The 23,112-nt window shown below is 73.9% G+C and carries 13 protein-coding genes; 7 read left to right on the top strand and 6 right to left on the bottom strand.

Annotated features, from left to right (window positions below):
* The coding region (locus AB0B63_RS31915) for a type I polyketide synthase (RefSeq protein WP_357025633.1) at positions 1-3,583 on the top strand (3,583 nt) is incomplete at its 5' end.
* Between the two features lie 23 nt (positions 3,584-3,606).
* Entirely contained in the window at positions 3,607-4,512 is a 906-nt protein-coding gene (locus AB0B63_RS31910; protein WP_208569129.1) for a proline iminopeptidase-family hydrolase, read from the top strand.
* 97 nt (positions 4,513-4,609) lie between these two features.
* Here the strand turns inward: AB0B63_RS31910 and AB0B63_RS31905 are convergent, their stop codons facing one another.
* A complete protein-coding gene (locus AB0B63_RS31905; RefSeq protein ID WP_219469121.1) occupies positions 4,610-5,053 on the bottom strand; it encodes a helix-turn-helix domain-containing protein in 444 nt (147 codons plus the stop codon).
* 121 nt (positions 5,054-5,174) lie between these two features.
* Between AB0B63_RS31905 and AB0B63_RS31900 the strand changes: the two genes are divergently transcribed.
* The gene (locus AB0B63_RS31900) at positions 5,175-6,041 is read left to right on the top strand and encodes an aldo/keto reductase family oxidoreductase (RefSeq protein WP_357025628.1); all 867 of its coding nucleotides are present in this window, start codon (positions 5,175-5,177) and stop codon (positions 6,039-6,041) included.
* Between the two features lie 66 nt (positions 6,042-6,107).
* Here AB0B63_RS31900 and AB0B63_RS31895 read toward each other — a convergent pair whose 3' ends face one another.
* Entirely contained in the window at positions 6,108-6,362 is a 255-nt protein-coding gene (locus AB0B63_RS31895; protein WP_088642125.1) for a phosphopantetheine-binding protein, read from the bottom strand.
* 158 nt (positions 6,363-6,520) lie between these two features.
* On the opposite strand from AB0B63_RS31895, the gene AB0B63_RS31890 reads away from it, so the two are divergent.
* A complete protein-coding gene (locus tag AB0B63_RS31890; RefSeq protein WP_208569131.1) occupies positions 6,521-8,116 on the top strand; it encodes a D-alanine--poly(phosphoribitol) ligase in 1,596 nt (531 codons plus the stop codon).
* 392 nt (positions 8,117-8,508) lie between these two features.
* On the opposite strand, the gene AB0B63_RS31885 is transcribed toward AB0B63_RS31890, so the two are convergent.
* The 4 genes from AB0B63_RS31885 to AB0B63_RS31870 form a co-directional block, all read right to left on the bottom strand.
* Entirely contained in the window at positions 8,509-10,053 is a 1,545-nt protein-coding gene (locus tag AB0B63_RS31885; RefSeq protein ID WP_357025625.1) for an AMP-binding protein, read from the bottom strand.
* A 26-nt stretch (positions 10,054-10,079) separates the two neighbouring features.
* The gene (locus AB0B63_RS31880) at positions 10,080-11,015 is read right to left on the bottom strand and encodes an ACP S-malonyltransferase (protein WP_357025622.1); all 936 of its coding nucleotides are present in this window, start codon (positions 11,013-11,015) and stop codon (positions 10,080-10,082) included.
* Between the two features lie 67 nt (positions 11,016-11,082).
* A complete protein-coding gene (locus AB0B63_RS31875) occupies positions 11,083-12,339 on the bottom strand; it encodes a pyridoxal phosphate-dependent aminotransferase (RefSeq protein WP_357025619.1) in 1,257 nt (418 codons plus the stop codon).
* Positions 12,340-12,367: 28 nt separating this feature from the next.
* Positions 12,368-13,714 carry a lysine 2,3-aminomutase gene (locus tag AB0B63_RS31870; RefSeq protein ID WP_208569135.1) on the bottom strand — a complete coding sequence of 449 codons (1,347 nt, stop codon included), beginning with the start codon at positions 13,712-13,714 and terminating at the stop codon, positions 12,368-12,370.
* A gap of 357 nt (positions 13,715-14,071) precedes the next feature.
* On the opposite strand from AB0B63_RS31870, the gene AB0B63_RS31865 reads away from it, so the two are divergent.
* The 3 genes from AB0B63_RS31865 to AB0B63_RS31855 all read left to right on the top strand — a co-directional run.
* The gene (locus AB0B63_RS31865) at positions 14,072-15,259 is read left to right on the top strand and encodes a cytochrome P450 (protein ID WP_208569136.1); all 1,188 of its coding nucleotides are present in this window, start codon (positions 14,072-14,074) and stop codon (positions 15,257-15,259) included.
* Entirely contained in the window at positions 15,256-15,492 is a 237-nt protein-coding gene (locus AB0B63_RS31860; RefSeq protein ID WP_208569137.1) for a ferredoxin, read from the top strand. The genes AB0B63_RS31865 and AB0B63_RS31860 overlap by 4 nt, the downstream gene beginning before the upstream one ends.
* A 148-nt stretch (positions 15,493-15,640) precedes the next feature.
* Positions 15,641-23,112 (top strand): SDR family NAD(P)-dependent oxidoreductase (locus AB0B63_RS31855; RefSeq protein WP_357025616.1); only part of this gene is annotated, 7,472 nt, incomplete at its 3' end.

Genomic DNA, 23,112 nt, shown 5'->3' with positions numbered 1-23,112 from the left:
CGCCGACAGCGTCGACGACGCGGTGACCATCGCGTTGCAGCGCCGGGACCGGGACCAGGTCACCGCGTACGCCACCGGGATGGCGCAGGCGTGGACCACCGGCGTCGACCTCGACTGGGCGGCCGTCAACCCGGGCGGTCGGCAGGTGGAACTGCCCACCTACGCCTTCCAACACCAGCACTACTGGATGCAGGACACCGGGGCGGAGCGGGACGTCACCGCCGCCGGGCTGCTCGACGCCGAGCACCCGCTGCTGTCGGCCGTCACCACCCTGCCCGACACCGACGGGCTGATCGCCACCGGACTGCTGTCCCGGCGTACCCAGCCGTGGCTGGCCGAGCACATGTTGGGCGACACGATCGTGCTGCCCGGCACCGGGCTGGTCGAACTCGCCCTCCGGGCCGGGGACCAGGTCGGCTGCGGCCGGCTGGCCGAACTCACCCTCCAGGCCCCGCTGGTCGTCCCCGACGACGACGGCGTGCAGGTGCAGGTGGCCGTCGGCGGGCCCGGCGACGACGGCGGCCGGCAGGTCACCGTCTACTCCCGGCACCGGGACGCACCGTGGACCCGGCACGCCACCGGCCTGCTCACCCCAGCTCCCGCCGACCCACCGGCCGACCCGACGACCGCCTGGCCGCCGGCCGCCGCCACCCCCGTCGACGTCGACGGGCTCTACGAACGGATGGCCGACGCCGGACTGGTCTACGGCCCGGTCTTCCAGGGCCTGCGGGCCGCCTGGCGGCACGGTGACGAGGTGTACGCCGAGATCGCGCTTCCCGCCGACGTGCTCGACGCCGACCGGTTCCACCTGCACCCGGCCCTGTTCGACGCGGCGCTGCACGCCATCGGGCTGAGCCGGGGCGAGGGGCGGCCCGGCGTCCCGTTCTCCTGGAGCGGGATCACCGTCCACGCCACCGGTGCCGCCGCGCTGCGGGTCACCGTCACCCCGGCCGGCCCCGACGAGGTCGCCCTCACCCTCACCGACGAGACCGGCGCACCCGTCGCCCGGGTCGACTCGCTGGTGCTGCGGGAGATCGACGCGGGTCAGCTCGCCGCCGCCCGCACCGGCCGGCAGGAACACCTCTACCGGATCGACTGGACCCCGGTGCCGCTGCCCACCACCCCGGCCGACGGCCGCTGGGTACTGGTCGGCGTCGACGAGTTCAAGGTGGCCGCCGCGCTCGACACCGTCGGCCTGCTCGCCGAGACCCACCCCGACCTGACCGCCCTCACCGCCACCCTCGACGCGGGCGGGACCGCACCGGACGTGGTGCTGGTCGCCAGCGTGCAACCCGACTCCCGGGACCTCGCGGCCGGTGCCCGGCACACCACCGGTCAACTGCTCACCCTGCTCCAGGGTTGGCTCGCCGACGAACGGCTGGCGTCGTCCCGGCTGCTGGTGCTCACCCACGGCGCGCAGGGTGACCGGGTCACCGAGCCCGCCGCCGCGGCGGCCTGGGGTCTGGTCCGGTCCGCCCAGTCGGAGAACCCGGGTCGGATCGTCCTGGTCGACCTCGACGACCACGACGGGTCCGCCCAGCTCCTCCCGGCGGTGCTGGCCGGTGGCGAACCGCAGCTGGTGGTCCGCGAGGGCGTCGCGCACGCCGCCCGGCTGGTGCCCGCCGCCGGGCCCGACGGCACCCCCGGCAGCGCCTTCACCGACGGTGGCACCGTGCTGCTCACCGGTGCCGGCGGCACCCTCGGCCGGCTCGTCGCCCGACACCTGGTCGACGCGTACGGGGTGCGGCACCTGCTGCTGGCCAGCCGGCGCGGCCCCGACGCCGACGGGATGGCCGCGCTGCGCGACGACCTCACCGCCCGCGGGGCGGAGGTCACCGTGGCCGCCTGCGACCTGGCCGACCGGGACGCGGTCGCCAGGCTGCTCGCCGCAGTGCCCGCCGGGCACCCGCTGACCGGGGTGGTGCACGCCGCCGGGGTGCTCGACGACGGGATCATCCCGGCGCTGACCCGGGACCGCCTCGACGCGGTGCTGCGCCCCAAGGTCGACGCGGCCACCCACCTGCACGAGCTGACCCGGGACGCGGGGCTCACCGCGTTCGTGCTGTTCTCCTCGGCGGCCGGCGTGCTCGGTGGCCCGGGGCAGGGCAACTACGCGGCGGCGAACGCCTTCCTCGACGCGCTGGCGAGCGCCCGCCGGGCCGCCGGGCTGCCCGCCCAGTCCCTGGCCTGGGGGCCGTGGGCCGGCGGCGGGATGGCCGACGACCTCGGCGGCACCGACCGGGCCCGGATGTCGCGCGGCGGGGTGCAACCGGTGTCCGCCGCAGAGGGACTGGCGCTGCTCGACGCGGCGCTGGCCCGTACCGAGGCGGTGCTCGTCCCGGTCAAGGCCGACCTGCGCACCCCGGCGGGGGACGAGGTGCCGCCGATCCTGCGTGCCCTGGTCACCCCGGCCCGGCGTAGCACCCCGGGGACGAACCGACCCGACCCGGCGGCGCTGCGGCGTACCCTCGGCGGGCTGGACGCCGACGGCCAGCAGGCGCTGCTGGCGGACCTGGTGCGCTCGCGCGCCGCGACCGTGCTCGGGCACGGCCGCCCCGACGACCTCGACCCGGCGCTGCGCTTCGTCGAGCTGGGTTTCGACTCGCTCACCGCGATGGAGCTGCGCAACGCCCTCAACGAGGCGACCGGGCTGCGGCTGGCCACCGGGGTGGTCTTCGACCACGGCAGCGTCGACGAACTCGCCGCGCTGCTGCGCACCGAACTGGCCGCGCCACCGGCCGAGGAACGGGCCGGTACGCCCGACGCCGCCGCCGACACGATGAGCGCGCTGTTCCGCACCGCCGTCAAGAGCGGCCGGGTACAGCAGGGCCTGTCCCTGCTGTACGCGGTGGCCGACATCCGGCCCACCTTCGACGGGCCGGCCGACCTGCCGCAGGTCCCCGCCCCGCGCCGGCTCGCCCGGGGCGACCAGGGGCCGGCGATCATCTGCTTCCCGTCGCCGATGGCGCTCGGCGGCGACCAGCAGTACGCCCGGTTCACCGCCGAGTTCGGTGGCACCCGGGACGTGTGGACCCTGCCGGTGCCCGGTCTCGGCCGGGACGAGAGCCTGCCCGCCTCCGCCGACGCGGCGGTACGGGTCTTCGCCGAGATGGTCCGCCCGATCGCCGAGCAGGGGCCGTACGTCATCGTCGGATACTCCTCCGGCGGCCTGTTCGCCCACGCCACCGCCGGTGAACTGGAGCGGCAGGGGCACGGCCCGGCCGGGGTGGTGCTGCTGGACACCTACCTCACCACCGGCAGCACCACGGCGACGTTCTTCACCCACATGCTCGACTCGCTGCTGGACCGGGAGGCCACCTTCGGCGAGTTCAGCAGCGCCCGGCTGTCGGCGATGGGCCGCTACGTCCGGCTGCTGCAGAGCTGCCCGGTGGAGGCGATCGACACGCCGGTGCTCTTCGTCCGGCCGCAGGAGTCCATCGTGGCCGGCGGCGACGACGACGGGTGGCGGGCCACCTGGGAAACCCCGCACACGCTCCGGGAGGTGCCCGGCGACCACTTCACCATGATGGAGGGTCAGGTCGGCACGACCGCCGAGGTGGTACGGGACTGGATCGCGCAGTGACGCGCGCCGTGACGACAGCGGGAGTGGACGACATGACACTGGCACCGACCACCAAGGGCACCGTCGAGTTCGGCGAGCACCGGACCTGGTACCGGGTGACCGGCGAGCTGCACGGCGACCGGCCACCGCTGGTGGTGCTGCACGGCGGCCCCGGCAGCACCCACGACTACCTGCTCAACCTGGCCGAGCTGAGCCGCTCCGGCCGGCCGGTGGTGCACTACGACCAGCTCGGCAACGGCGGCTCCACCCACCTGCGGGGCCGGGGCGCCGACTTCTGGACCGTGGAGCTGTTCCTCGCCGAACTGGACAACCTGCTGCGCCGGCTCGGCATCGCCGAGGAGTACGTGCTGTTCGGGCAGTCCTGGGGCGGGGTGCTGGCGGCGGCCCACGCCGCCGACCGGCCCGCCGGGCTGCGCGGCGTGGTGATCGCCAACGCGCCCGCGTCGTACCCGCTGTGGCTGCCGGAACTGGACGTGCTGCGGGCCGCGCTGCCGCCCGGCGTGGACGCGACGCTGCGCCGGCACGAGGCCGCCGGCACCACCGGCAGCCAGGCGTACACGGCCGCGATGATGGTCTTCTACCAGCGGCACGTGTGCCGGCGTAAGCCGCTGCCGCCGGAGCTGATGGCCACCTTCATGGAGATCAACGGCGATCCGACCGTCTACCACGCGATGAACGGGCCCAGCGAGTTCCACATCACCGGTACGCTGCGCGACTACTCCCTGCTCGACCGGCTGCCGCAGATCGACACCCCGACCCTGGTCATCAGCGGCGAGTACGACGAGGTCACCCCGGCCGCGGTGCGCCCCTTCCACGACCTCGTCCCCGGCGCCCACTGGGAGATCATCGAGGGGGCCAGCCACCTGCCCCACCTGGAGACCCCGGAGCGGTTCACCGAGGTCCTCACCCAGTTCCTCGACAAGCTCTGAACCGGCCCGGGACGACCGGCGGCGCATGCTCGACGACGCCCGGCCGACCCGGGCCGACCCGGGCCGGGCCGCCGGTCCGGTCGGGCGGGCGTCCGGCTCAGGCGGGCCGGGCGTCGTACGTCGCGCGGTGGGCGTGCACCTCGTCCAGATGCGTTTCGGCCCAGCTCTTGAGGGCACGCATCGTCTCGTGCAGGGAGAAGCCGAGGTCGGTCAGCTCGTAGGTGACCGTGACCGGCACGGTCGCCGTCGCGGTACGGCTGACCAGGCCGTCGCGTTCCAGGGTGCGCAGCGTCTGGGTGAGCATCTTCTGGCTGACCCCGGCGAGCAGGCGGGACAGCTCCGAGTACCGCATCGGCCGGGGAGTGCCGGCGCAGTCCGCGCCGAACCGGTGCGACCCGTCGGTGCGCAGCGCGGCCAGCACCAGCGCGACCCACTTGTCGGAGATCCGGGCGAGCAGCTCCCGGCTGGGACACTGCGCCACGAACGCGTCGTACGCCACCGCCGTCTCCGCCCGGCGCTCGGCCGCCGTCCTCGTGGTCATCGCCGGTCCTCCCGCAGTCGGTGTGCTACGCACTTTCAGGTGCCTACTTCCCCCCAGAAAGCTACCTCACCGATAGTGGTCGGGTACCACTCCGTTGACCACGAAAGGCCGAGGTAACCACATGCTCACCCGATCTCTGCCCGGCGGCACCTGGACGCTGGGCGACCTGACCGTCACCCGGTTCGGCTACGGCGCCATGCAACTCGCCGGCCCCGGAGTGATGGGACCGCCCGCCGACCCGGACGCCGCACTGGCCGTCCTGCGGGAGGTCGTCGCCCTCGGCATCACGCACATCGACACCAGCGACGCCTACGGGCCGCACGTGACCAACCGGCTGATCCGCGAGGCCCTGCACCCGTACCCCGAAGGGCTGCACCTGGTGACCAAGGTCGGCGCGACCCGGGACGCGCAGGGCGGCTGGCCTGCCGCGCGGGAGCCGGAGCAACTGCGCCGGGCCGTCGAGGAGAACCTGGAGAACCTCGGCGTCGAGGCCCTGGACCTGGTCAACCTCCGGCTCGGTGACGCCACGGGGCCCCGGGCCGGTTCCCTCGCCGAGCCGCTCGAGGCGCTCGTCGCACTCCAGCACAAGGGCCTGATCCGGCATCTGGGGGTGAGCAACGTGACGCCCGAGCAGGTCACCGAGGCACAGTCGATCGCCCCGATCGTGTGCGTGCAGAACCTCTACAACCTGGCGTACCGGCAGGACGACGCGCTGATCGACCGGCTCGCCGGGCAGGGGGTGGCCTACGTGCCGTACTTCCCGCTGGGTGGGTTCAGCCCGTTGCAGTCCGCGGCGCTGTCGGCCGTGGCCGCCCGCCGGGACGCGACGCCGATGGCCGTCGCCCTGGCCTGGCTGTTGCAGCGCTCACCCAACATCCTGCTCATCCCCGGCACCTCGTCGGTGGCGCACCTGCGGGAGAACGTCGCCGGGGCGGGGCTGACGCTCACCGCCGACGACCTCGCCGCGCTGGACGCGATCGGACGCTGACCGGCAAACCGCGAAAAGTGCCCGTGACCAGATGCGGTCACGGGCACTGTCCGGAACGGGTGCCGCTCACACGGGAGCGGGCACGCCACGCATGTCGGTCAGCACACTCCACAGCGTCTGCGGGGTGGCGAACGTCTCCATCGACATCGCCTCGTCGACGAAGCGCACGTCGTACTCGCTCTCCAGGGTGGCCAGCAGTTCGACCATGGCGAGGGAGTCCAGGCCGGAGTCGCGCAGGCTGGTGCCGGCCAGCAGCGTCTCCTCGGGGTCGAGGAAGGGCAGGTGCTGGCGCAGGATGGCCTCGAACCGTTGATCCCACATGTCCGCGATTCCTTCCGGTGCAGGGTGAGAAGACGCTAACAACGCCCCACGGGGGCTGACGACCCGACAATTCCCCAGCCGCCGGCCGGCCCGGGTAAGGGGTCGTTAGGGGGGTCGATGCGGGTGGGGGCCGGCAGGGCCGCCGATACGCTCCGGCCATGAGTCGAGAGAACTTCGCGCGCACGCACGCCTCCGTGGAGACGCTGCACGAGTTCCTGTTGGCGGGCGCCCGGCTGACGCCCGACAAGCCGGCCGTCATCCAGGCCGTCGGCGGCGAGGTCGGCTCCATCTCGTACCGTCAGCTCGCCCAGCGGGTGGACGGCTACGCCGCCGCCCTCGACGAACTCGGCCTCGACATCGGCGACCGGGTGATCCTGGAGTCGGACACCACCCCGACCGCCATCGCCGTCTTCCTCGCCTGCTCCTCGCTGGGCCTGACGTTCATCCCGGTCAGCCCGGAGACCCCCGCCCAGCGGCTCGCGCTGATCGCCGAGAGCACCGCCGCCGCGCTGCACCTGCAACCCGTCGACGGCCGCCGCGACGGCGTACCCACGTCGCTGGGCACCGCCCGGTTCGGCCCGGACGGCATCCAGGTCGAGCGGACGCCCGCGCCGCGCACCCGGCACCGCCGGGAACTGGTGCCCACCGACCCGGCCTACATGATCTTCACGTCGGGCACCACCGGACGACCCAAGGGCGTGGTGATGAGCCACCGGGGCGTGCTCGCCTTCTTCCGGGGGATGCTGCGGCACGGCATCGTCTCCGCCGAGGACCGGGTCGCCACCACCTCGCCGTTGCAGTTCGACTTCTCGCTGCTCGACATCGGCCTGGCGCTGGGCAGCGGCGCGGCCGTGGTGCCGGTGCCCCGGTCGCTGCTGCGCTGGCCGCGCCGCTTCGTGCAGTTCCTCGCCGACAGCGGGGCCACCCAGGTCAACGGTGTGCCGTCGATCTGGCGGGGGGTGCTGCGGCACGAGTTCGCCGGGTTGGCCGCGCTCGGTGAGCAGATCCGCGGGGTGCTCTACTCCGGCGAGAACTTCCCCCTGCCCGAGATGCGGGAGCTGCAACGTGCCCTGCCGCACGCCCGGGTGGTCAACTGCTTCGGCAGCAGCGAGTCCATCGCCGCGTCCTTCACCGATGTGCCGAACCCGCTGCCCGACGACATCGACCGGATCTCCATCGGCCACGCCCACCCGGGCGCGGAGATGCTGCTGATCGACGAGGACGGCCGGCCGGTCGACTCCCCGGGTGTCATCGGTCAGATCCACCTGCGCAGCGCCGCCCTGTTCCACGGCTACTGGAATGACCCGGAGGCCACCGCCGCCGCGCTGGTGCCCGACCCGCTCAACCCGGCCACCGGGCAGGTGGTCTTCCGTACCGGCGACCTGGCCTACCGGGGCGAGGGTGGCGAACTCTACTTCACCGGCCGGGCCGACTCCCTGGTCAAGGTGCGCGGCAACCGGGTCGAGCTGGGCGAGGTGGAGCGCCGGGTCCGGGAGTTCCCGGGCATCACCGGGGCCGCCGCGCTGATGCTGCCGCAGGAGGGCAAGGACCCGGTGCTGGCCGCGTTCGTGGTGCTCGACGAGGGCGTCACCGGCGTGGAGGAGATGGAGCTGGGCGCGTTCTGCCTGGAGGCGCTGCCCGACTACATGGTGCCGCAACAGGTCCGGGTCATCGACGAGCTGCCGGTCAACGCCAACGGCAAGATCGACCGGCGGGCCCTCGCCGAGCGAGCCGGACAGCCCGCCCAGCGCTGACCCGCACCCCGACGACCCCTGGCCGGTCCCTTCAGGAGGGGGACCGGCCAGGGGTTTCCCACGCCGGTTTCCTGCGCCGCCGCCCGCCCGCCGTCCTGCCGCTCGCCGCCCGCCGCCCTGCTGCTTGCGGGCCGCCGCCTGCCGGCCGCCGCCTGCCGGCCTCGGGTCGGTGCGCGCGCAGTTTCGTGGTTGTAGTGGCATCCGCGCGTTCCGATGCCACTACAACCACGAAACTGTGTTGATCATGGAGGTCCCCGGCCCGGAGTGGTCCGGGCCGGGGATGGTGGGTGAAGGCAGAGAGATGGTGGGTGAAGGCGGGGAGAGTGGGGGAGGCGGGGAGAGCGGGGAGAGCGGGGAGAGCGGGGAGAGCGGGGAGAGCGGGGAGAGCGGGGTCAGTGTTCGGCGGCCTCGCGGGCCAGCCGGGCCCGGTCCACCTTGCGGTTGGAGTTCAACGGGAACTCCGGCACGTGCCGGTACGAACGCGGCAGCATCCCCTTGGGCAGGATCTGCCGCAGCTGCCGGGACAGCTCGGCCGGGGCGGTCCGCTCCCCGGTGTAGAAGACCACCAGCTCGGTGCCGCCGGCCCCGGAACGGGCCACGGTCACCGCGTCCTCGATGCCGGGGCAGCCCCGCAGGGCGTGCTCGATCTCGGCCAGCTCCACCCGCCAGCCGTGCACCTGCACCTGCGAGTCGAGCCGGCCCAGATAGATCAGCTCCTTGTTGTCCAGCCGCCGGACCCGGTCCCCGGTGCGGTACCAGCGCCGCCCGTCACGGACCAGGAACCGGCCCTCGTCGTCGGCCGGATCGAGGTAACCGGGGGTGAGCTGCGGGCCGGTGATGCAGAGTTCCCCCTCCACCTCACTGGCCGCGCCGTCGGCGTCGAGCAGCACCCCGTCGTGCCCGTCGTGCAGCGTCCCGATCGGGACCAGACCGTTGACGCACAACCCCGGCGAGGTCTCCGGCGACCAGCGGTGCCCGGTGATCGTCACGGTCAGTTCGGTCGGGCCGTAGATGTTCTCCAGCGTCGACCCGGGGGCCGCCGACTGCCAGTCCACCGCGTCGGCGGCGTGCAGCGCCTCCCCGGCGAAGAAGCTCCACCGCAACGACGGCATCGCCGCCGCATCGAGGCGACCGGTCCGCCGCACCAGGGTGATCGCGCTCGGGGTGGAGAACCACACGGTCAGGCCCCGCTCGGCCACGAACGCCGGCACGTCCCGGTAGGCCGCCGGCGGCACCGGGTGCACGCTCGCCCCCGCGCCCCAGGCGCAGAACAGGTCGAACATCGCGCAGTCGAAGTTCAGGTCGAACGACTGGGAGAACCGGTCGTCCGGCCCGAAGTCGTACCGGTCGTCCAGCACGGAGAAGTAGTGCCGCAGGTTGCCGTGGGTGATCGGCACCCCCTTGGGTCGCCCCGTCGAGCCGGAGGTGAACAGCACGTAGGCCACGTCGTCCGGGCGGGCGGGGCGGGGCGCGGCCAGTGGCGTCGCCCCGACCACCGGTAGCCGCAGCCCGGTGCCGCTGCCGCGCGGGTCCACCACCGGCGCGAACACCGGCACCCCGGCGACCGCGTCACCCATCTCCGCCCGGACCGCCAGCCCGGCGCCGTCGAGCAGCAGGACGGAGACCCCGCACGCGGTGAGCATCCCCGCCGTCCGGGCCGCCGGGAACTCCGGGTGCAGCGGCACGGCGGTCGCGCCGAGGTACAGGGTGGCGAGCAGCCCGGCGTACGACTCCAGGGTCTTGCCGGCGAGGATGCCGACCACCCGGGGCGGCCCGTCCGGGCCGGCGGCCAACGCCCCGGCCCAGCGCAGCGCGGTGGTGTGCAGCTCCTCGTAGCTGACCGGACCGGTCGGCAGGTGCAGGGCGGTGGCCCGGGGTGCGGCGGCCAGCCCCTGGAGGAACCGGCCGTGCAGGGCGTAGTCGGTGTGCTGGGTCATCTCGTCCTCCGTGCTCTGCCGACCGGTCAGGCGGCCACGGTGCGGCGGATCGGCCGCATCGCCCGCCGGGGGTCCACGATGGTGGTCCGGAAGTTGCGGACGGTCGCGCCGACCCGGCCCCAGAGCCGGTCCGGCCCGCAGACGTGCACCGTCTGCACCCCGGACTGCTGGAACGTGGCGACCACCTCCGGCCAGCGCACCGGGGTGACGATCCCGTCGAGCAGCATGGTCCGTACGCCGTCGGCGGTGGTGCGTACCGTGCCGTCCTGGTCGGCGACGACCGGGATCTGCGGATCGGTGAAGTGCAGCGACCCGAACAGCTCCGCCTCCACCCGGTCGCGCAGCGGTTGGAACGCGGCGGCGTGCAGCGGCGGGTCCATCACGTACAACGGCAGCCCGCCGCCGGCCCGCAGCCGCTGCGCCAACCAGTCGGTGCGCCCCTCGTGCAGGGTCACCATCCAGAAGTCGGTGTCGACGTAGCAGGAGATCTCGTACCACTCGCCGGCCTCGTCCAGCTCGGCGAGGATCTCCCGCAGCCGCTCGCCCGGGGTACGGACGAACGACATCGTCACCACGCCCCGCTGCTCGGCGGTGAAGTACTCCGTCTCGATCCGGGACAGCCGCGCCGTCATCCGGACCGCCTCGGCGAAGTCCAACGCGCCGCTGAACACGGCGGCGGCCTTACCCCCGAAGCTGGGCCCGGCGATCAGGTCCGGCCGCAGGTCCATGGTCCGCTCCGCCCAGCGGGCCAGCGCCACGCAGTTGACCAGGAAGGCCACCTGGGCGTACTCGGAGTAGTCGCTGTCGCTGTCGCTGTCGCGGTAGCGGGCGAACAGGTCGTAGTCCAGGGCGTCGCTGGCTGCGGCGAGCAACTCGCGGGCGTCCCGGTCGATGAGCATGAACTTCGCGACGTCGGCGAAGTCGCACGGACCCATCCCGGGAAAGACGATGGCGCTGGTCATCTGGGGCGTCCTTGTCGTCGGGGCCGACCGGCGCGGGCACGGTCGGCGGGGGAGCCGGGCGGGCAGGTCACCGGGGGAGCTTGGCCAGAGCCTGCTCGATGCGGACCAGCGCGTCGGCGACGTGCGGCACCGTCAGCGGGTCGGCGGCGGTCTGGGTCTGCCGCTGCTGCTCCGGGGTGTCGCCGTAGAGCATGCTGGTGGCGGCCCGGAACCGCAGCGCCTCCGGCCGGTCGCCGAAGTGGTGGCCGGACAGCACCGCCACGCCCAGCTCCTCCAGCAGGTGACGCTGCAACCCGGCGCCGTCGGTGATGCCCTGCTCGGCCAGCGGCTCCCGCAGCGGCGCGAAATCCGGGTAGACGTAGAACGCGCCGGTCGGCGGCCGGCAGGTGGCGCCCGCCTCCACCATGATCCGGTGCACCGCCCCGGCCACCGCGCCGTGCAGCGCGGCGTCCTCGGTGAGCCGCTCGCGGATCTCCGGCGGCTCGGCGAAGGCGTACCGGGTCACCGACTGCATCGGCCCGGCGAGGGTGGACCAGATCTCACTGGCCACCGCCGCCACGTCGGCGCGGATCCGCTCACCCCACCCGCCGGCCGGGAACCGGGCCGCGCCGATCCGCCAACCGCCGAGCGCCAGGTTCTTGCTCAGCCCGGTGAGCACCACGGTCCGCCTCGGGGCGACCTCGGCGGGGGAGAGCAGGTCCGTGCCCGGGGTGTGCAGGATGTCCCGGTAGATCTCGTCCGAGACGATCAGCAGGTCCTCCTCCTCGGCGATCGCGCACAACTCCCGGACCAGGTCGTCCGGGGCGTGCGTGCCGGTCGGGTTGTCCGGCGAGGTGAGCACCAGGATGCGCGGGTCGTGACCGAGCACCCGGGCGGCATGGATCGTCTCCCGCAGCGCCGTCGGGTCGGGCACCCCGCCGCACGACTCCGGGATCGGCACCCCCAGCACGGTCTTGCCGGCCAACCGGGCCTGCGGGGCGTAGGTGACCCAGCTCGGCGCGGCGACGATGGTGTCCCCGCCGACGACCAGTTGCAGGGCCATCAGCAGCGGCTTGCTGCCCGGCGCGATGATCACCTGGTCCGCCTCGGTGGGCAGCCGGCGACGGGAGAAGTACCCGGCCACCGCGTCCCGGGTGTCCGGGTCACCCACCACCGGCCCGTACGCGTTGCGGTCGGCGCCCTCGGTCAGCGCCCGCCGCAGCGGCGCGAACACCGGCAGCCGGGACTCGCCGAAGCCCAGGTGCACGATGGACTCGCCTGCGGCGATGCGCTGCGCGACCAACTGGTCGAGTGCGAGGTTGGGCGAGATCTTCCGGCCGGCCATCGCCAGCTCCCTTCGGGTCGGTGGGTGTTCAGGCGGTGACGGCGGCGCCGGGGCGGGCCGCGCTGGGGCTGACGGCGGCGAGGATGTCCGCCGGGGCAGCCGGGTCGATCTCCAGGTCGCTCAGCCAGGCCGCGTCGGCCGACCAGCGGGCCCGGAACGGCCGGCCGACCAGCCGCCGGTCGCGGGCCTGGATCAACCGGAGCTGGAAGAAGTCGCCGTCCGGGGTCCGTTCGACGCCGTCGACCAGCACCTTGCCGGGGGTGGCCGACATGACCGGCCCGCGCACCGTCCGGGCCAGGCCGGGCAGGTCCTGGTACGCGGTGCGGAAGATGTCGGCGGCCCGGGTCAGCGGCACCTGGAAGTAGTCGCGGGGACCGGTGTCCCGTTCGACGAACATGTAGTAGGGCACCGCGCCGACGGCCAGCTCGGCCCGCCACATCTCGCTCCAGGCGCGGGCGTCGTCGTTGACGTAGCGGATCAGCGGGGCCTGGCAGTAGACCACCGCCCCGGTCGACCGGATCCGGGCGATGGCCCGGGTGGCGACCTCGGTGGCCAACTCCCGGGGGTGGCTGAAGTGCGCCATCACCGCGACGTTGCGACCCGACGCGACGACCTGTTCGAACAGTCGCAGCAGGTCGTCGGCGTCACTGTCGGAGACGAACCGGTACGGCCAGTAGGCGACCGCCTTGGTGCCGAACCGGATGGTGCGCACCGTGTCCACCGCCAGCAGCGGCTCCACGTGGCTGCGCAGCCGCTCCGTCGACATGATCATCGGGTCGCCGCCGGTGACCAGCACGTCGGTCACCGCCGGGTGGCGGTGCAGGTAGCTCACCAACTGCTCCGGGCCGGGCGCGGCGAACCGCAGGTCGGCGTCCCCGACGAACTGCGCCCAGCGGAAGCAGTAGGTGCAGTACGCGTGGCAGGTCTGCCCCTGCTGCGGGAAGTACAGCACCGTCTCCCGGTACTTGTGCTGCATGCCCGGCAACTCCTGACCGTCCAGGCTGGGCACGTTGTGCTGCTGCTGCCCGGACGGGTGCGGGTTGAGCCCGGCCCGGATCCGGGCCACCTCACCGCGCAGCCCCTTGCGGTCACCGGCGCGCAGCAGGTCGCCGACGATCCGCTCGTCGGCGGCGGCGAGCATGCCGCGCTGCGGGAACACCAGCCGGAAGATCGGGTCGTCCGGGATGCGGTCCCAGTCGATCAGGTGCGACAGGACGTACTCGTTGACCCGGAAGGGCAGCACCTGGGAAATGGTGCGGACCGCGTGCAGATTGTCGGCCGACAATCCGTACCGGGCGCCCAGCTCATCGATGTGGTGCGGCCCGAAGGAGTGGAACCGCCCCGGATCGGCGGTCGTGGAAACGAGCAGGGACATCAACCATCCTCCATGGGGGGTTGCGCCCACCGACGTGGCGTGACTCAATCACCGGTGCGCGCCCGCGAGAATCGCTCGACGGTCAACAGCGCGTTGCCTCGCCCCCACGCTAGTGGCGGCCCGTCCGCCGGGACCCCTAGCGGAACCCCAGAGCCGCCCCTTAGCGCCGCTGGTAGGGGGAGGCTAGGGGCGTCGCGGGGGTGTAGGTGGATTTCCTTTCCTGATTACGTATCCCTCGCCTGGTCCGGCCGGCGCCCGGCGTGTCGCCCGGATACGCCGTACCGCACCGAGCGGCCGTGCAGACACCGATGCCAGCGCCGGATCACGTGCGCCCGGTGCGACCCGAGGGAGTGCTCCGTGACGATCGATCAGGAGATCCGTAAATATCCGTTCAGCGAGGCGCCCGGGATCGACATCGACCCCGTCTACGGGCTGCTGCGCAGCACCGAGCCGCTGGCCCGGGTGCAACTGCCGTACGGCGAGGTGTCCTGGCTCGCCACCCGGTACGAGGACGTCAAGACCGTGCTGACCGACCCGCGGTTCAGCCGGGCCGCGGCGCAGGGCAAGGACCAGCCCCGTACCCGCGAGGAGATGACCTACGAGGGCATCATCGGCCTCGACCCGCCGGACCACACCCGGCTGCGCAAGCTCGCCGGCAAGGCGCTGACCGCGCGCCGGGTCAACGAGATGCGCGAGGGCGCCCAGCGTATCGCCAACGAGTACGTCGACGAGATGATCGCCAAGGGTTCCCCGGGTGACCTGGTCGAGCTGTTCGCCCTGCCGTACCCGATCACCGTCATCTGCGAGCTGCTCGGGGTGCCGTTCGAGGACCGGGCCCAGTTCCGGATCTGGACCGAGGGGCTGACCAGCACCAGCGAGCAGCTGATGGTCTACGCCGAGCAGCTGTTCGGCTACATGGGCAAGCTGGTCGCCCAGCGCCGTGAGCAGCCCACCGACGACCTGCTCGGCGCGCTGGTCAAGGCCCGCGACGAGGGCGACCGGCTGACCGAGCAGGAGCTGCTCTCCATCGCCGGGGTCGGGCTGCTGCTCACCGGCGTCGAGACGGTCTCCACCCACATCCCCAACTTCGTCTACGCGCTGCTCACCAACCCGGAGCTGATGGCGCAGCTGCGCGCCGACCGGAGCCTGGTGCCGGCGGCCGTGGAGGAACTGCTGCGGATGATCCCGCTGAACCCGGCGGCGATGTTCCCCCGCTACGCGGTGGAGGACATCGAGCTGAGCGGGATCACCGTCCGCGCCGGGGAGCCGGTGCTGGTCTCGCTGCCCGGCGCCAACCGGGACCCGGAGATCTTCGACAACCCGGAGACCTTCGACTTCACCCGCGAGCAGAACCCGCACGTCGCGTTCGGCCACGGCCCGCACCACTGCCTCGGCGCGCAGCTCGCCCGGATGGAACTCCAGGTGGCCCTGCACACGGTCCTGGACCGGTTCCCCGAGCTGAGCCTGGCCGACGGCGACGCGGGCGTGTCGTGGAAGTCCGGCCAGCTGGTCCGGGGCCCGAACAAGCTGCTGGTGGCCTGGTGACCACCGTGGACACCCGCTGGACGGTCACCGTCGACCGGGACGCCTGCATCGGTACCGGGGTCTGCGCCGGCGCGGCCCCCCGCCAGATCGAGATCCGGGCCGGCAAGGCGTCCGCCCTGGCCCCGGAGACCGCGCCCGACGAGGCGGTCATCGACGCCGCCGACATGTGCCCGATGTCGGCGATCACCGTGCGCGACGCCGCCTCCGGCGCGCTGCTCGCGCCCGAGGAGTAACCACCGCCCCGACCGGTGAACCCACCGGTCGCCGCGAGGCCGCCGCGACCGGTCCCCCCTACCGGTCGCGGCGGCCTCGCCGTGATCGGGCGCCGCAAGCCGACACACCGAGCCGGGCGTCGAACCCGGAGACCTAGTGGAGCGTGCCATGAGCGAGTCCGTGAACCCCACCGGTGCCGAGCCCGACGCGCTGTCGGCACTGCGGCGACGGCTGGAGGGCCGCACGGCCGAGGAGCAGGGCCGGGCGCTCACCGCCCTGGTCCGGGAGCAGGCCCGTGACGTGCTGCGGACCGTGTTGCCGGACGGCCCGGACGCCGTCGAGCCGGGCCGCCCGTTCCGCGACCTGGGCTTCGACTCGCTCGCCGCGGTGGAGCTGCACCGTCGGCTCACCGTCGCCACCGGCCTGGACCTGCCGGTCACCCTGGTCTTCGACCACCCGACGCCGCAGGCGGTCGGACGGTTGCTGCGTACGCTGCTCGGTGGGGACGCCGCACCCGCGCCGGTCGCCGCGCCGCTGCGCCGGCCCGCCGACGACGACGAGCCGATCGCCGTGGTCGGCATCGGCTGCCGCTACCCGGGGCACAGCACCTCCGCCGACGACCTGTGGCGGCTGGTCTTCGAGGGCCGGCACGTGATCTCCGACTTCCCGACCGACCGGGGCTGGGACACCGACGGGCTCTACGACCCGGACCCGGGCAAGCCCGGCAAGACCTACGTGCGCCAGGGCGGTTTCCTGGAGGGCGCGGCCGAGTTCGACGCGGACTTCTTCGGCATCAGCCCCCGCGAGGCGATGACGATGGACCCGCAGCAGCGGCTGGTGCTGGAGACCGCCTGGGAGGCGTTGGAGGACGCCGGCATCGATTCGGCGTCGCTGCGCGGCAGCCAGACCGGTGTCTTCATCGGCGCCGAACCGCAGGAGTACGGCCCCCGGCTGCACGAGGCCCCGGAGGGTCTGGACGGCTACCTGCTCACCGGCAACGCGCCGAGCGTGGTGTCCGGCCGGCTCGCCTACACGTTCGGCTTCGAGGGCCCGACGCTGACCGTGGACACCGCCTGCTCGGGTTCGCTGGTCGCCCTGCACCTGGCCTGCCAGGCGGTGCAGCGTGGGGAGTGCACCACCGCGTTGGCCGGTGGCGTCGCGGTGATGGTGCACCCGGGCGCGTTCACCGCGTTCAGCCGGCAGCGTGGCCTCGCCCCGGACGGGCTGTGCAAGCCGTTCGCGGCGGCGGCCGACGGCACCGGCTGGGCCGAGGGCGTCGGCATCCTGGTGCTGGAGCGGCTCTCCGACGCCCGCCGCAACGGCCACCGGGTGCTCGGGGTGATCCGGGGCTCGGCGATCAACCAGGACGGCGCGTCCAACGGGTTGACCGCCCCGAACGGGCCGTCCCAGCAGCGGGTGATCATGTCCGCGCTGGCGTCGGCCGGCCTGGCCCCCGCCGACGTCGACCTGGTCGAGGCGCACGGCACCGGCACCCGGCTCGGCGACCCCATCGAGGCGCAGGCGATCATCGCCACCTACGGCCGGGAACGCCCCGCCGACCGGCCGCTCTGGCTCGGCTCGCTGAAGTCCAACATCGGTCACTCGCAGGCCGCCGCCGGGGTCGCCGGGGTGATCAAGGTGCTGATGGCGATGCGGCACCGGGTGCTGCCGCGTACCCTGCACGTCGACGCGCCCACCCCCAACGTGGACTGGTCCGCCGGCACCGTCGCGCTGCTCACCGAGGCCCGCGAGTGGGACGCCGCGGGCCGGCCGCGCCGCGCCGGGGTCTCCTCGTTCGGGGTCAGCGGCACCAACGCGCACGTCATCGTCGAGGAACCCCCCGCGGTCGACGACGAGACCGTCACCGACGTGCCGCAGCTGCCCAGCGAGGTGCTGCCGGTGGTGTTCTCCGCCCGGAGCGGGACGGCGCTGCGCGACCAGGCCGCCGCGCTGCTGGCGGTCGTGGACACCGACGGGGACGCCCCGGAGCTGCTCGACGTCGCCTATTCGCTGGCCACCACCCGGACCGCCCTGGAGCACCGGGCGGTGCTGGTGGCCCGGGACCGGGCGGGTGTCGTCCGGGACCTGGCCGCCCTCGCCGCCGGCGGCAGCGTGCCCGGCGTACACCTGGGGCAGGCCGACGGCGGTGGACTCGGTTTCCTCTTCACCGGTCAGGGCAGTCAGCGGCTCGGCGCCGGACGGCAGTTGTACCGCAGCTACCCGGTCTACGCCGCCGCGTTCGACGACGCCTGCGGCTGGCTCGACCTGCAACTGGACGTGCCGCTGGCCGACGTGCTGTTCGCCGAGTCCGGCACCGCCGAGGCGGCCCTGCTCGACCAGACCGCCTACACCCAGTGCGCGCTGTTCGCGGTGGAGGTCGCCCAGTTCCGGCTGCTGGAGTCGTGGGGGGTCCGGCCGGACCTGCTCGCCGGGCACTCGATCGGTGAGTTGGCCGCCGCCCACGTCGCCGGGGTGCTCTCCCTGGAGGACGCCGCCCTGCTGGTCGCCGCCCGGGGCCGGCTCATGCAGCAACTCCCCGCCGAGGGCGCGATGATCTCGGTGCAGGCCACCGAGGAGCAGGTCCGTCCGCTGCTGGCCGGCCGGGAGGCGCAGGTGGGCCTCGCCGCGGTGAACGGCCCCACCTCGATGGTGGTCTCCGGCGACGAGGACGCCGTGCTGGAGGTGGTCGCCGCCCTCGCCGCCGCCGGGCACAAGACGAAGCGGCTGAAGGTCAGTCACGCCTTCCACTCGCCGCTGATGACGCCGATGCTCGCCGAGTTCGGCCGGCTGGCGCACGTGCTCACGTACCGCCCGCCGACCATTCCGGTCGTCTCCACGGTCACCGGTCGGCCGGTGCTCGCCGGTGAACTGTGCGACCCCGACTACTGGGTGCGGCACGTGCGCGACAGCGTCCGGTTCGCCGACGCGGTCCGGGCGATGGCCGACGAGGGGGTCACCACCTTCCTCGAACTCGGTCCGGCCGGGGTGCTCTCCGCGATGGGTCCGGCCTGCCTCGACGACGACGCCGATGCGGTCTTCGCCCCGCTGCTGCGCGCCGACCACGACGAGGAGACCGACGTCGTCGCCGCCGTCGCCCGCGCCCACGTGCGGGGGGTGCCGGTGGACTGGACGGGCTTCTTCGCCGCGCGCGGGGCCCGCCGGGTGGCGCTGCCCACGTACCCGTTCCAGCGTCGCCGGTTCTGGATGGAATCCGGCGGTGGCAGCGCCGACGCGACCGGCTTCGGTCAGCTCGCCGCCGGGCACCCGCTGGTCAGCGCGGTCGTCGGCCTGGCCGGCGGCGACGGGGTGGTGCTCACCGGGCGGGTGTCGCTGCGCAGCCACCCGTGGCTGGCCGACCACACCATCTCCGGGGTGGCACTGCTGCCCGGCACCGCCTTCGTGGAGCTGGCGATCCGCGCCGGCGACCAGGTCGGCTGCCCCACCGTGGAGGAGCTGACCCTGGAGGCTCCGCTGGCGCTCGACGAGCACGGCGTCGCCCTCCAGGTCGTCGTCGGCGCCGCCGACCCGGCCGGCCGCTGCCCGGTGGCCGTCTACTCGCGGCCCGACGGGTCCGACCCGGACGACCAGCTCTGGACCCGGCACGTCAGCGGTTTCCTCGCCCCGCAGGCCGCCGACGCCGGGCAGCCGCTGACCGAGTGGCCGCCGCGCGACGCCCGCCCGGTCGACCTGACCGGCGGTTACGCCGAGCTGGCCGGCCAGGGCTACGGCTACGGCCCGGTCTTCCAGGGCCTCAAGGCCGTCTGGCGACGCGGCCCCGAGGTGTACGCCGAGGTCGCGCTCCCCGCCGACAGTCGGGCCGACGCGGCCCGGTTCGGCCTGCACCCGGCGGTGCTGGACGCCGCCCTGCACGCCATCGACGCCGCCCGTCGCGGCGAGCCCACCGACGACGAGGTACGCATCCCGTTCGCGTGGAGCGACGTCACCCTGCACGCCGCCGGCGCGGCCGAGGTGCGGGTCCGGATCGCCCCCGCGGCCGGGGACAGCGTGTCGGTGGCCCTCGCCGACCCGACCGGCGCACCGGTCGCCACGGTACGGTCGTTCGTCTCCCGGCCGGTCTCCACCGCCCAGCTCACCGCCGCCCGGGGCGGCTACCACGAGCGGCTGTTCCGCCTGGAGTGGACGAAGCTGGGTCACCGGCCCGCCCCGGCGGGCACCCCCCGCTGGGTGGTGCTCGGCGACGAGCGGATCGGCGCGGCCACCCGGCACGCCGACCCGGCCGCGCTGGGTGCCGCGATCGACGCCGGTGCCACCGCCCCGGAGTTCGCGTTCGTCGGCGTCGGCACCGGTGACGTCCGGGCCGCCACCGCCGGGGCGTTGACGCTGCTGCAGCAGTGGCTGGCCGACGCCCGGCTGGCCGACGCCCGGCTGGGCGGCACCCGGCTGGTCTTCGTCAGCCGGGTCGACGACCTCGCCACCGAGGCGGTCTGGGGTCTGCTGCGGGCCGCCCAGACGGAGAACCCGGACCGGTTCGTCACCGTCCGGCTCGCCGACGCCCCCACGTCACTGCTGGCCGCCGCCCTGGCCACCGGCGAACCGGAGCTGCGGCTGCGCGACGGGGAGATCAGTGTGCCCCGGCTGGCCCGGGTCGCCACCGCCCCGGCCGGCACCGACGCCGACACCACCACCGGCAGCCGTTGGCCGACCGACGGCACGGTGCTGGTCACCGGTGGCACCGGTGGGCTCGGCGCCCACGTGGCCCGGCACCTGGCCGGCAACCACGGCGTACGCCATCTGCTGTTGACCAGTCGCCGTGGCCCGGCGGCGGCCGGTGTGGCGCAGCTGCGCGCGGAGCTGGAAGCGGCAGGCGCGAGCGTCGAGGTGGCCGCCTGTGACGCGGCCGACGCCGACGCCCTGGCCGCGCTGCTCGCCGCCGTCCCGGCCGACCGGCCGTTGCGGGCGGTGGTGCACGCCGCCGGCATCGTCGACGACGCGACGATCGGCTCGCTCACCCCGCAGCGCCTCGACGCGGTGCTCAAGGCCAAGCTGGACGGCGCGGTCAACCTCGACGCGTTGACCCGCGACGCCGACCTGACCGCGTTCGTGCTCTTCTCCTCCCTGGCCAGCCTGCTCGACTGCGCCGGGCAGGGCAACTACGCCGCCGCGAACGCCACCCTCAACGCGCTGGCCACCTCCCGCCGGGCGCAGGGCCGGCCCGTGGTCGCCCTCACCTGGGGGCTGTGGACCGGTGACAGCGGCATGGGCGGCCAGTTGGACGCCGCCGCGTTGCAGCGCATCGAACGTTCCGGCATGCCCGGCCTCAGCCCGGCCGAGAACCTGGCCCTGCTCGACGCCGCGCTCGGGGTCGACGAACCGGTCCTCGCCCCGATCCGGGTCGACCTGACCGCGCTGCGCAACCGGCCCGACGGGGTGCCGGCGCTGCTGCGCGGCCTGGTGCCGCTGCCGGCCCGCCGGTCCGCGCAGGCGGCCGGCGCGGCGGACGCCGCGCAGGGGCTGGCCCGGCAGTTCGCCGGCCTCACCCCCGCCGAACGGGACCGGGTCACCCTCGACCTGGTCCGCGCGCACGTCGCCGCCGTGCTCGGCCACGACGGCGCGGAGGCGATCGAGCCCCGCCGCGCCTTCAACGAGCTGGGCTTCGACTCGCTGGCCGCGGTGGAGCTGCGTAACCGGCTCAACGCCGCCACCGGGCTGCGACTGCCGGCGACCCTCGTCTTCGACTACCCGACCCCGGTGGCGCTCGCCGAGTTCGTGGTGTCCACCGTGCTCGGCACCGACGTGGACGTGGCGGTGCCCGAGCTGGCGTCGGCCTCGTTCACCCAGGAGCCGATCGCCATCGTGTCGATGAGCTGCCGCTTCCCCGGCGGGGTGGCCACCCCGGAGCAGCTGTGGGAGCTGCTGGAGGGCGGCATCGACGCGGTCTCCCCGTTCCCCACCGACCGCGGCTGGGACCTGGTCGGCATGTACGACCCGGAGCCCGGCAAGCCCGGCAAGACGTACTCGATGGAGGGTGGTTTCCTCTACGACGCGGCCGACTTCGACGCGGACTTCTTCGGGATCAGCCCGCGTGAGGCGGTCGCGATGGACCCGCAGCAGCGGTTGCTGCTGGAAACGTCGTGGGAGGTGTTGGAGCGGGCCGGGATCGACCCGACCTCGCTCAAGGGCAGCCCGACCGGTGTCTTCGCCGGCGTCATGTACCACGACTACGCGCTGCGCCTGCACCAGGTGCCCGACGAGCTGGCCGGCTACCTGGGCAACGGCAGCCTGGCCAGCATCGTCTCCGGCCGGGTCGCCTACACCCTCGGCCTGGAGGGGCCGGCCGTGTCGATCGACACCGCCTGCTCGTCGTCGCTGGTGGCGATCCACCTGGCCGTGCAGGCGCTGCGGGCCGGGGAGTGCTCGCTGGCGTTGGCCGGTGGTGTCACCGTGATGTCCACCCCGGACACGTTCATCGACTTCAGCCGGCAGCGTGGCCTGGCCAAGGATGGCCGGTCCAAGTCGTTCGCGGCCGGGGCCGACGGCACCGGCTGGGGTGAGGGCGCCGGCATGCTGCTGCTGGAACGCCTCTCCGACGCCCGGGCCAACGGCCACCAGGTGCTCGCGGTGATCCGGGGCTCGGCCACCAACCAGGACGGCGCGTCCAACGGGCTGACCGCCCCGAACGGCCCGTCGCAGCAGCGGGTGATCCGGCAGGCCCTGGCCTCCGCCGGTGGTATCCCGGCGACCGAGGTCGACGCGGTCGAGGCGCACGGCACCGGCACCGCCCTCGGTGATCCGATCGAGGCGCAGGCGCTGCTCGCCACGTATGGGCAGGGCCGGCCGGGTGAGCGTCCGCTGTGGCTCGGCTCGATCAAGTCGAACATCGGCCACACCCAGGGCGCGGCCGGTGTCGCCGGTGTGATCAAGATGGTGCTGGCGATGCGCAACGGGCTGCTGCCCCGCACCCTGCACGCCGACGAGCCGTCCCCGCAGATCGACTGGTCGGCCGGCGAGGTGCGGCTGCTCACCGAGGCACAGCCGTGGCCGGCGCTGGACCGGCCGCGCCGGGCGGGTGTGTCGTCGTTCGGCATCAGCGGCACCAACGCCCACGTCATCGTCGAGGAGGCCCCGCCGGTCGAGCTGGAAGGCGAGATCGTCCCGCCGCCGGCCGTGCTGCCGTGGGTGCTGTCGGCCAAGACCGAGGAGGCGCTGCGCGCCCAGGCCGGCCAGCTGCGGGCGGCCGTCGCCGCCGCCACCACCGACCCGGGTGACCTCGCGTACGCCCTGGCCAAGGGGCGGGCGGCGCTGGACCGGCGGGCCGTCGTCGTCGGGGACGTCACCGACTTCCTGACCGGCGCGGACGCCCTGGTCGCCGGGGCCGCGGTGCCGACCCTGTTGCAGGGCGGTTCCGGGGTGGTGTTCGTGTTCCCGGGGCAGGGTTCGCAGTGGGTGGGGATGGCGGTGGAGTTGTTGGATTCGTCTCCGGTGTTTGCGGAGCGGGTTGGTGAGTGTGGGGTGGCGTTGTCGGAGTTTGTGGATTGGCGGTTGGTTGAGGTTTTGCGGGGTGTGGAGGGTGCTCCGTCGTTGGAGCGGGTTGATGTGGTGCAGCCGGTGTTGTGGGCGGTGATGGTGTCGTTGGCGGGGTTGTGGCGGTCGTTTGGGGTGGTGCCGGATGCGGTGATTGG

The organism is Micromonospora sp. NPDC049081, assembly GCF_040648835.1.
GTDB classification, from domain to species: Bacteria; Actinomycetota; Actinomycetes; order Mycobacteriales; family Micromonosporaceae; genus Micromonospora; species Micromonospora antibiotica.
The sequence above is the reverse complement of the archived record's forward strand: the minus strand, read 5'-3'. Positions and strand labels throughout refer to the sequence as shown.

Excerpts from the sequence above, each read along its gene's own strand:
- AB0B63_RS31905 (WP_219469121.1), bottom strand. The coding sequence starts at position 5,053 with ATGACCACGAGGACGGCGGCCGAGCGCCGGGCGGAGACGGCGGTGGCG.
- AB0B63_RS31900 (WP_357025628.1), top strand. The coding sequence starts at position 5,175 with ATGCTCACCCGATCTCTGCCCGGCGGCACCTGGACGCTGGGCGACCTG.
- AB0B63_RS31895 (WP_088642125.1), bottom strand. The coding sequence starts at position 6,362 with ATGTGGGATCAACGGTTCGAGGCCATCCTGCGCCAGCACCTGCCCTTC.
- AB0B63_RS31890 (WP_208569131.1), top strand. The coding sequence starts at position 6,521 with ATGAGTCGAGAGAACTTCGCGCGCACGCACGCCTCCGTGGAGACGCTG.
- AB0B63_RS31885 (WP_357025625.1), bottom strand. The coding sequence starts at position 10,053 with ATGACCCAGCACACCGACTACGCCCTGCACGGCCGGTTCCTCCAGGGG.
- AB0B63_RS31880 (WP_357025622.1), bottom strand. The coding sequence starts at position 11,015 with ATGACCAGCGCCATCGTCTTTCCCGGGATGGGTCCGTGCGACTTCGCC.
- AB0B63_RS31875 (WP_357025619.1), bottom strand. The coding sequence starts at position 12,339 with ATGGCCGGCCGGAAGATCTCGCCCAACCTCGCACTCGACCAGTTGGTC.
- AB0B63_RS31870 (WP_208569135.1), bottom strand. The coding sequence starts at position 13,714 with ATGTCCCTGCTCGTTTCCACGACCGCCGATCCGGGGCGGTTCCACTCC.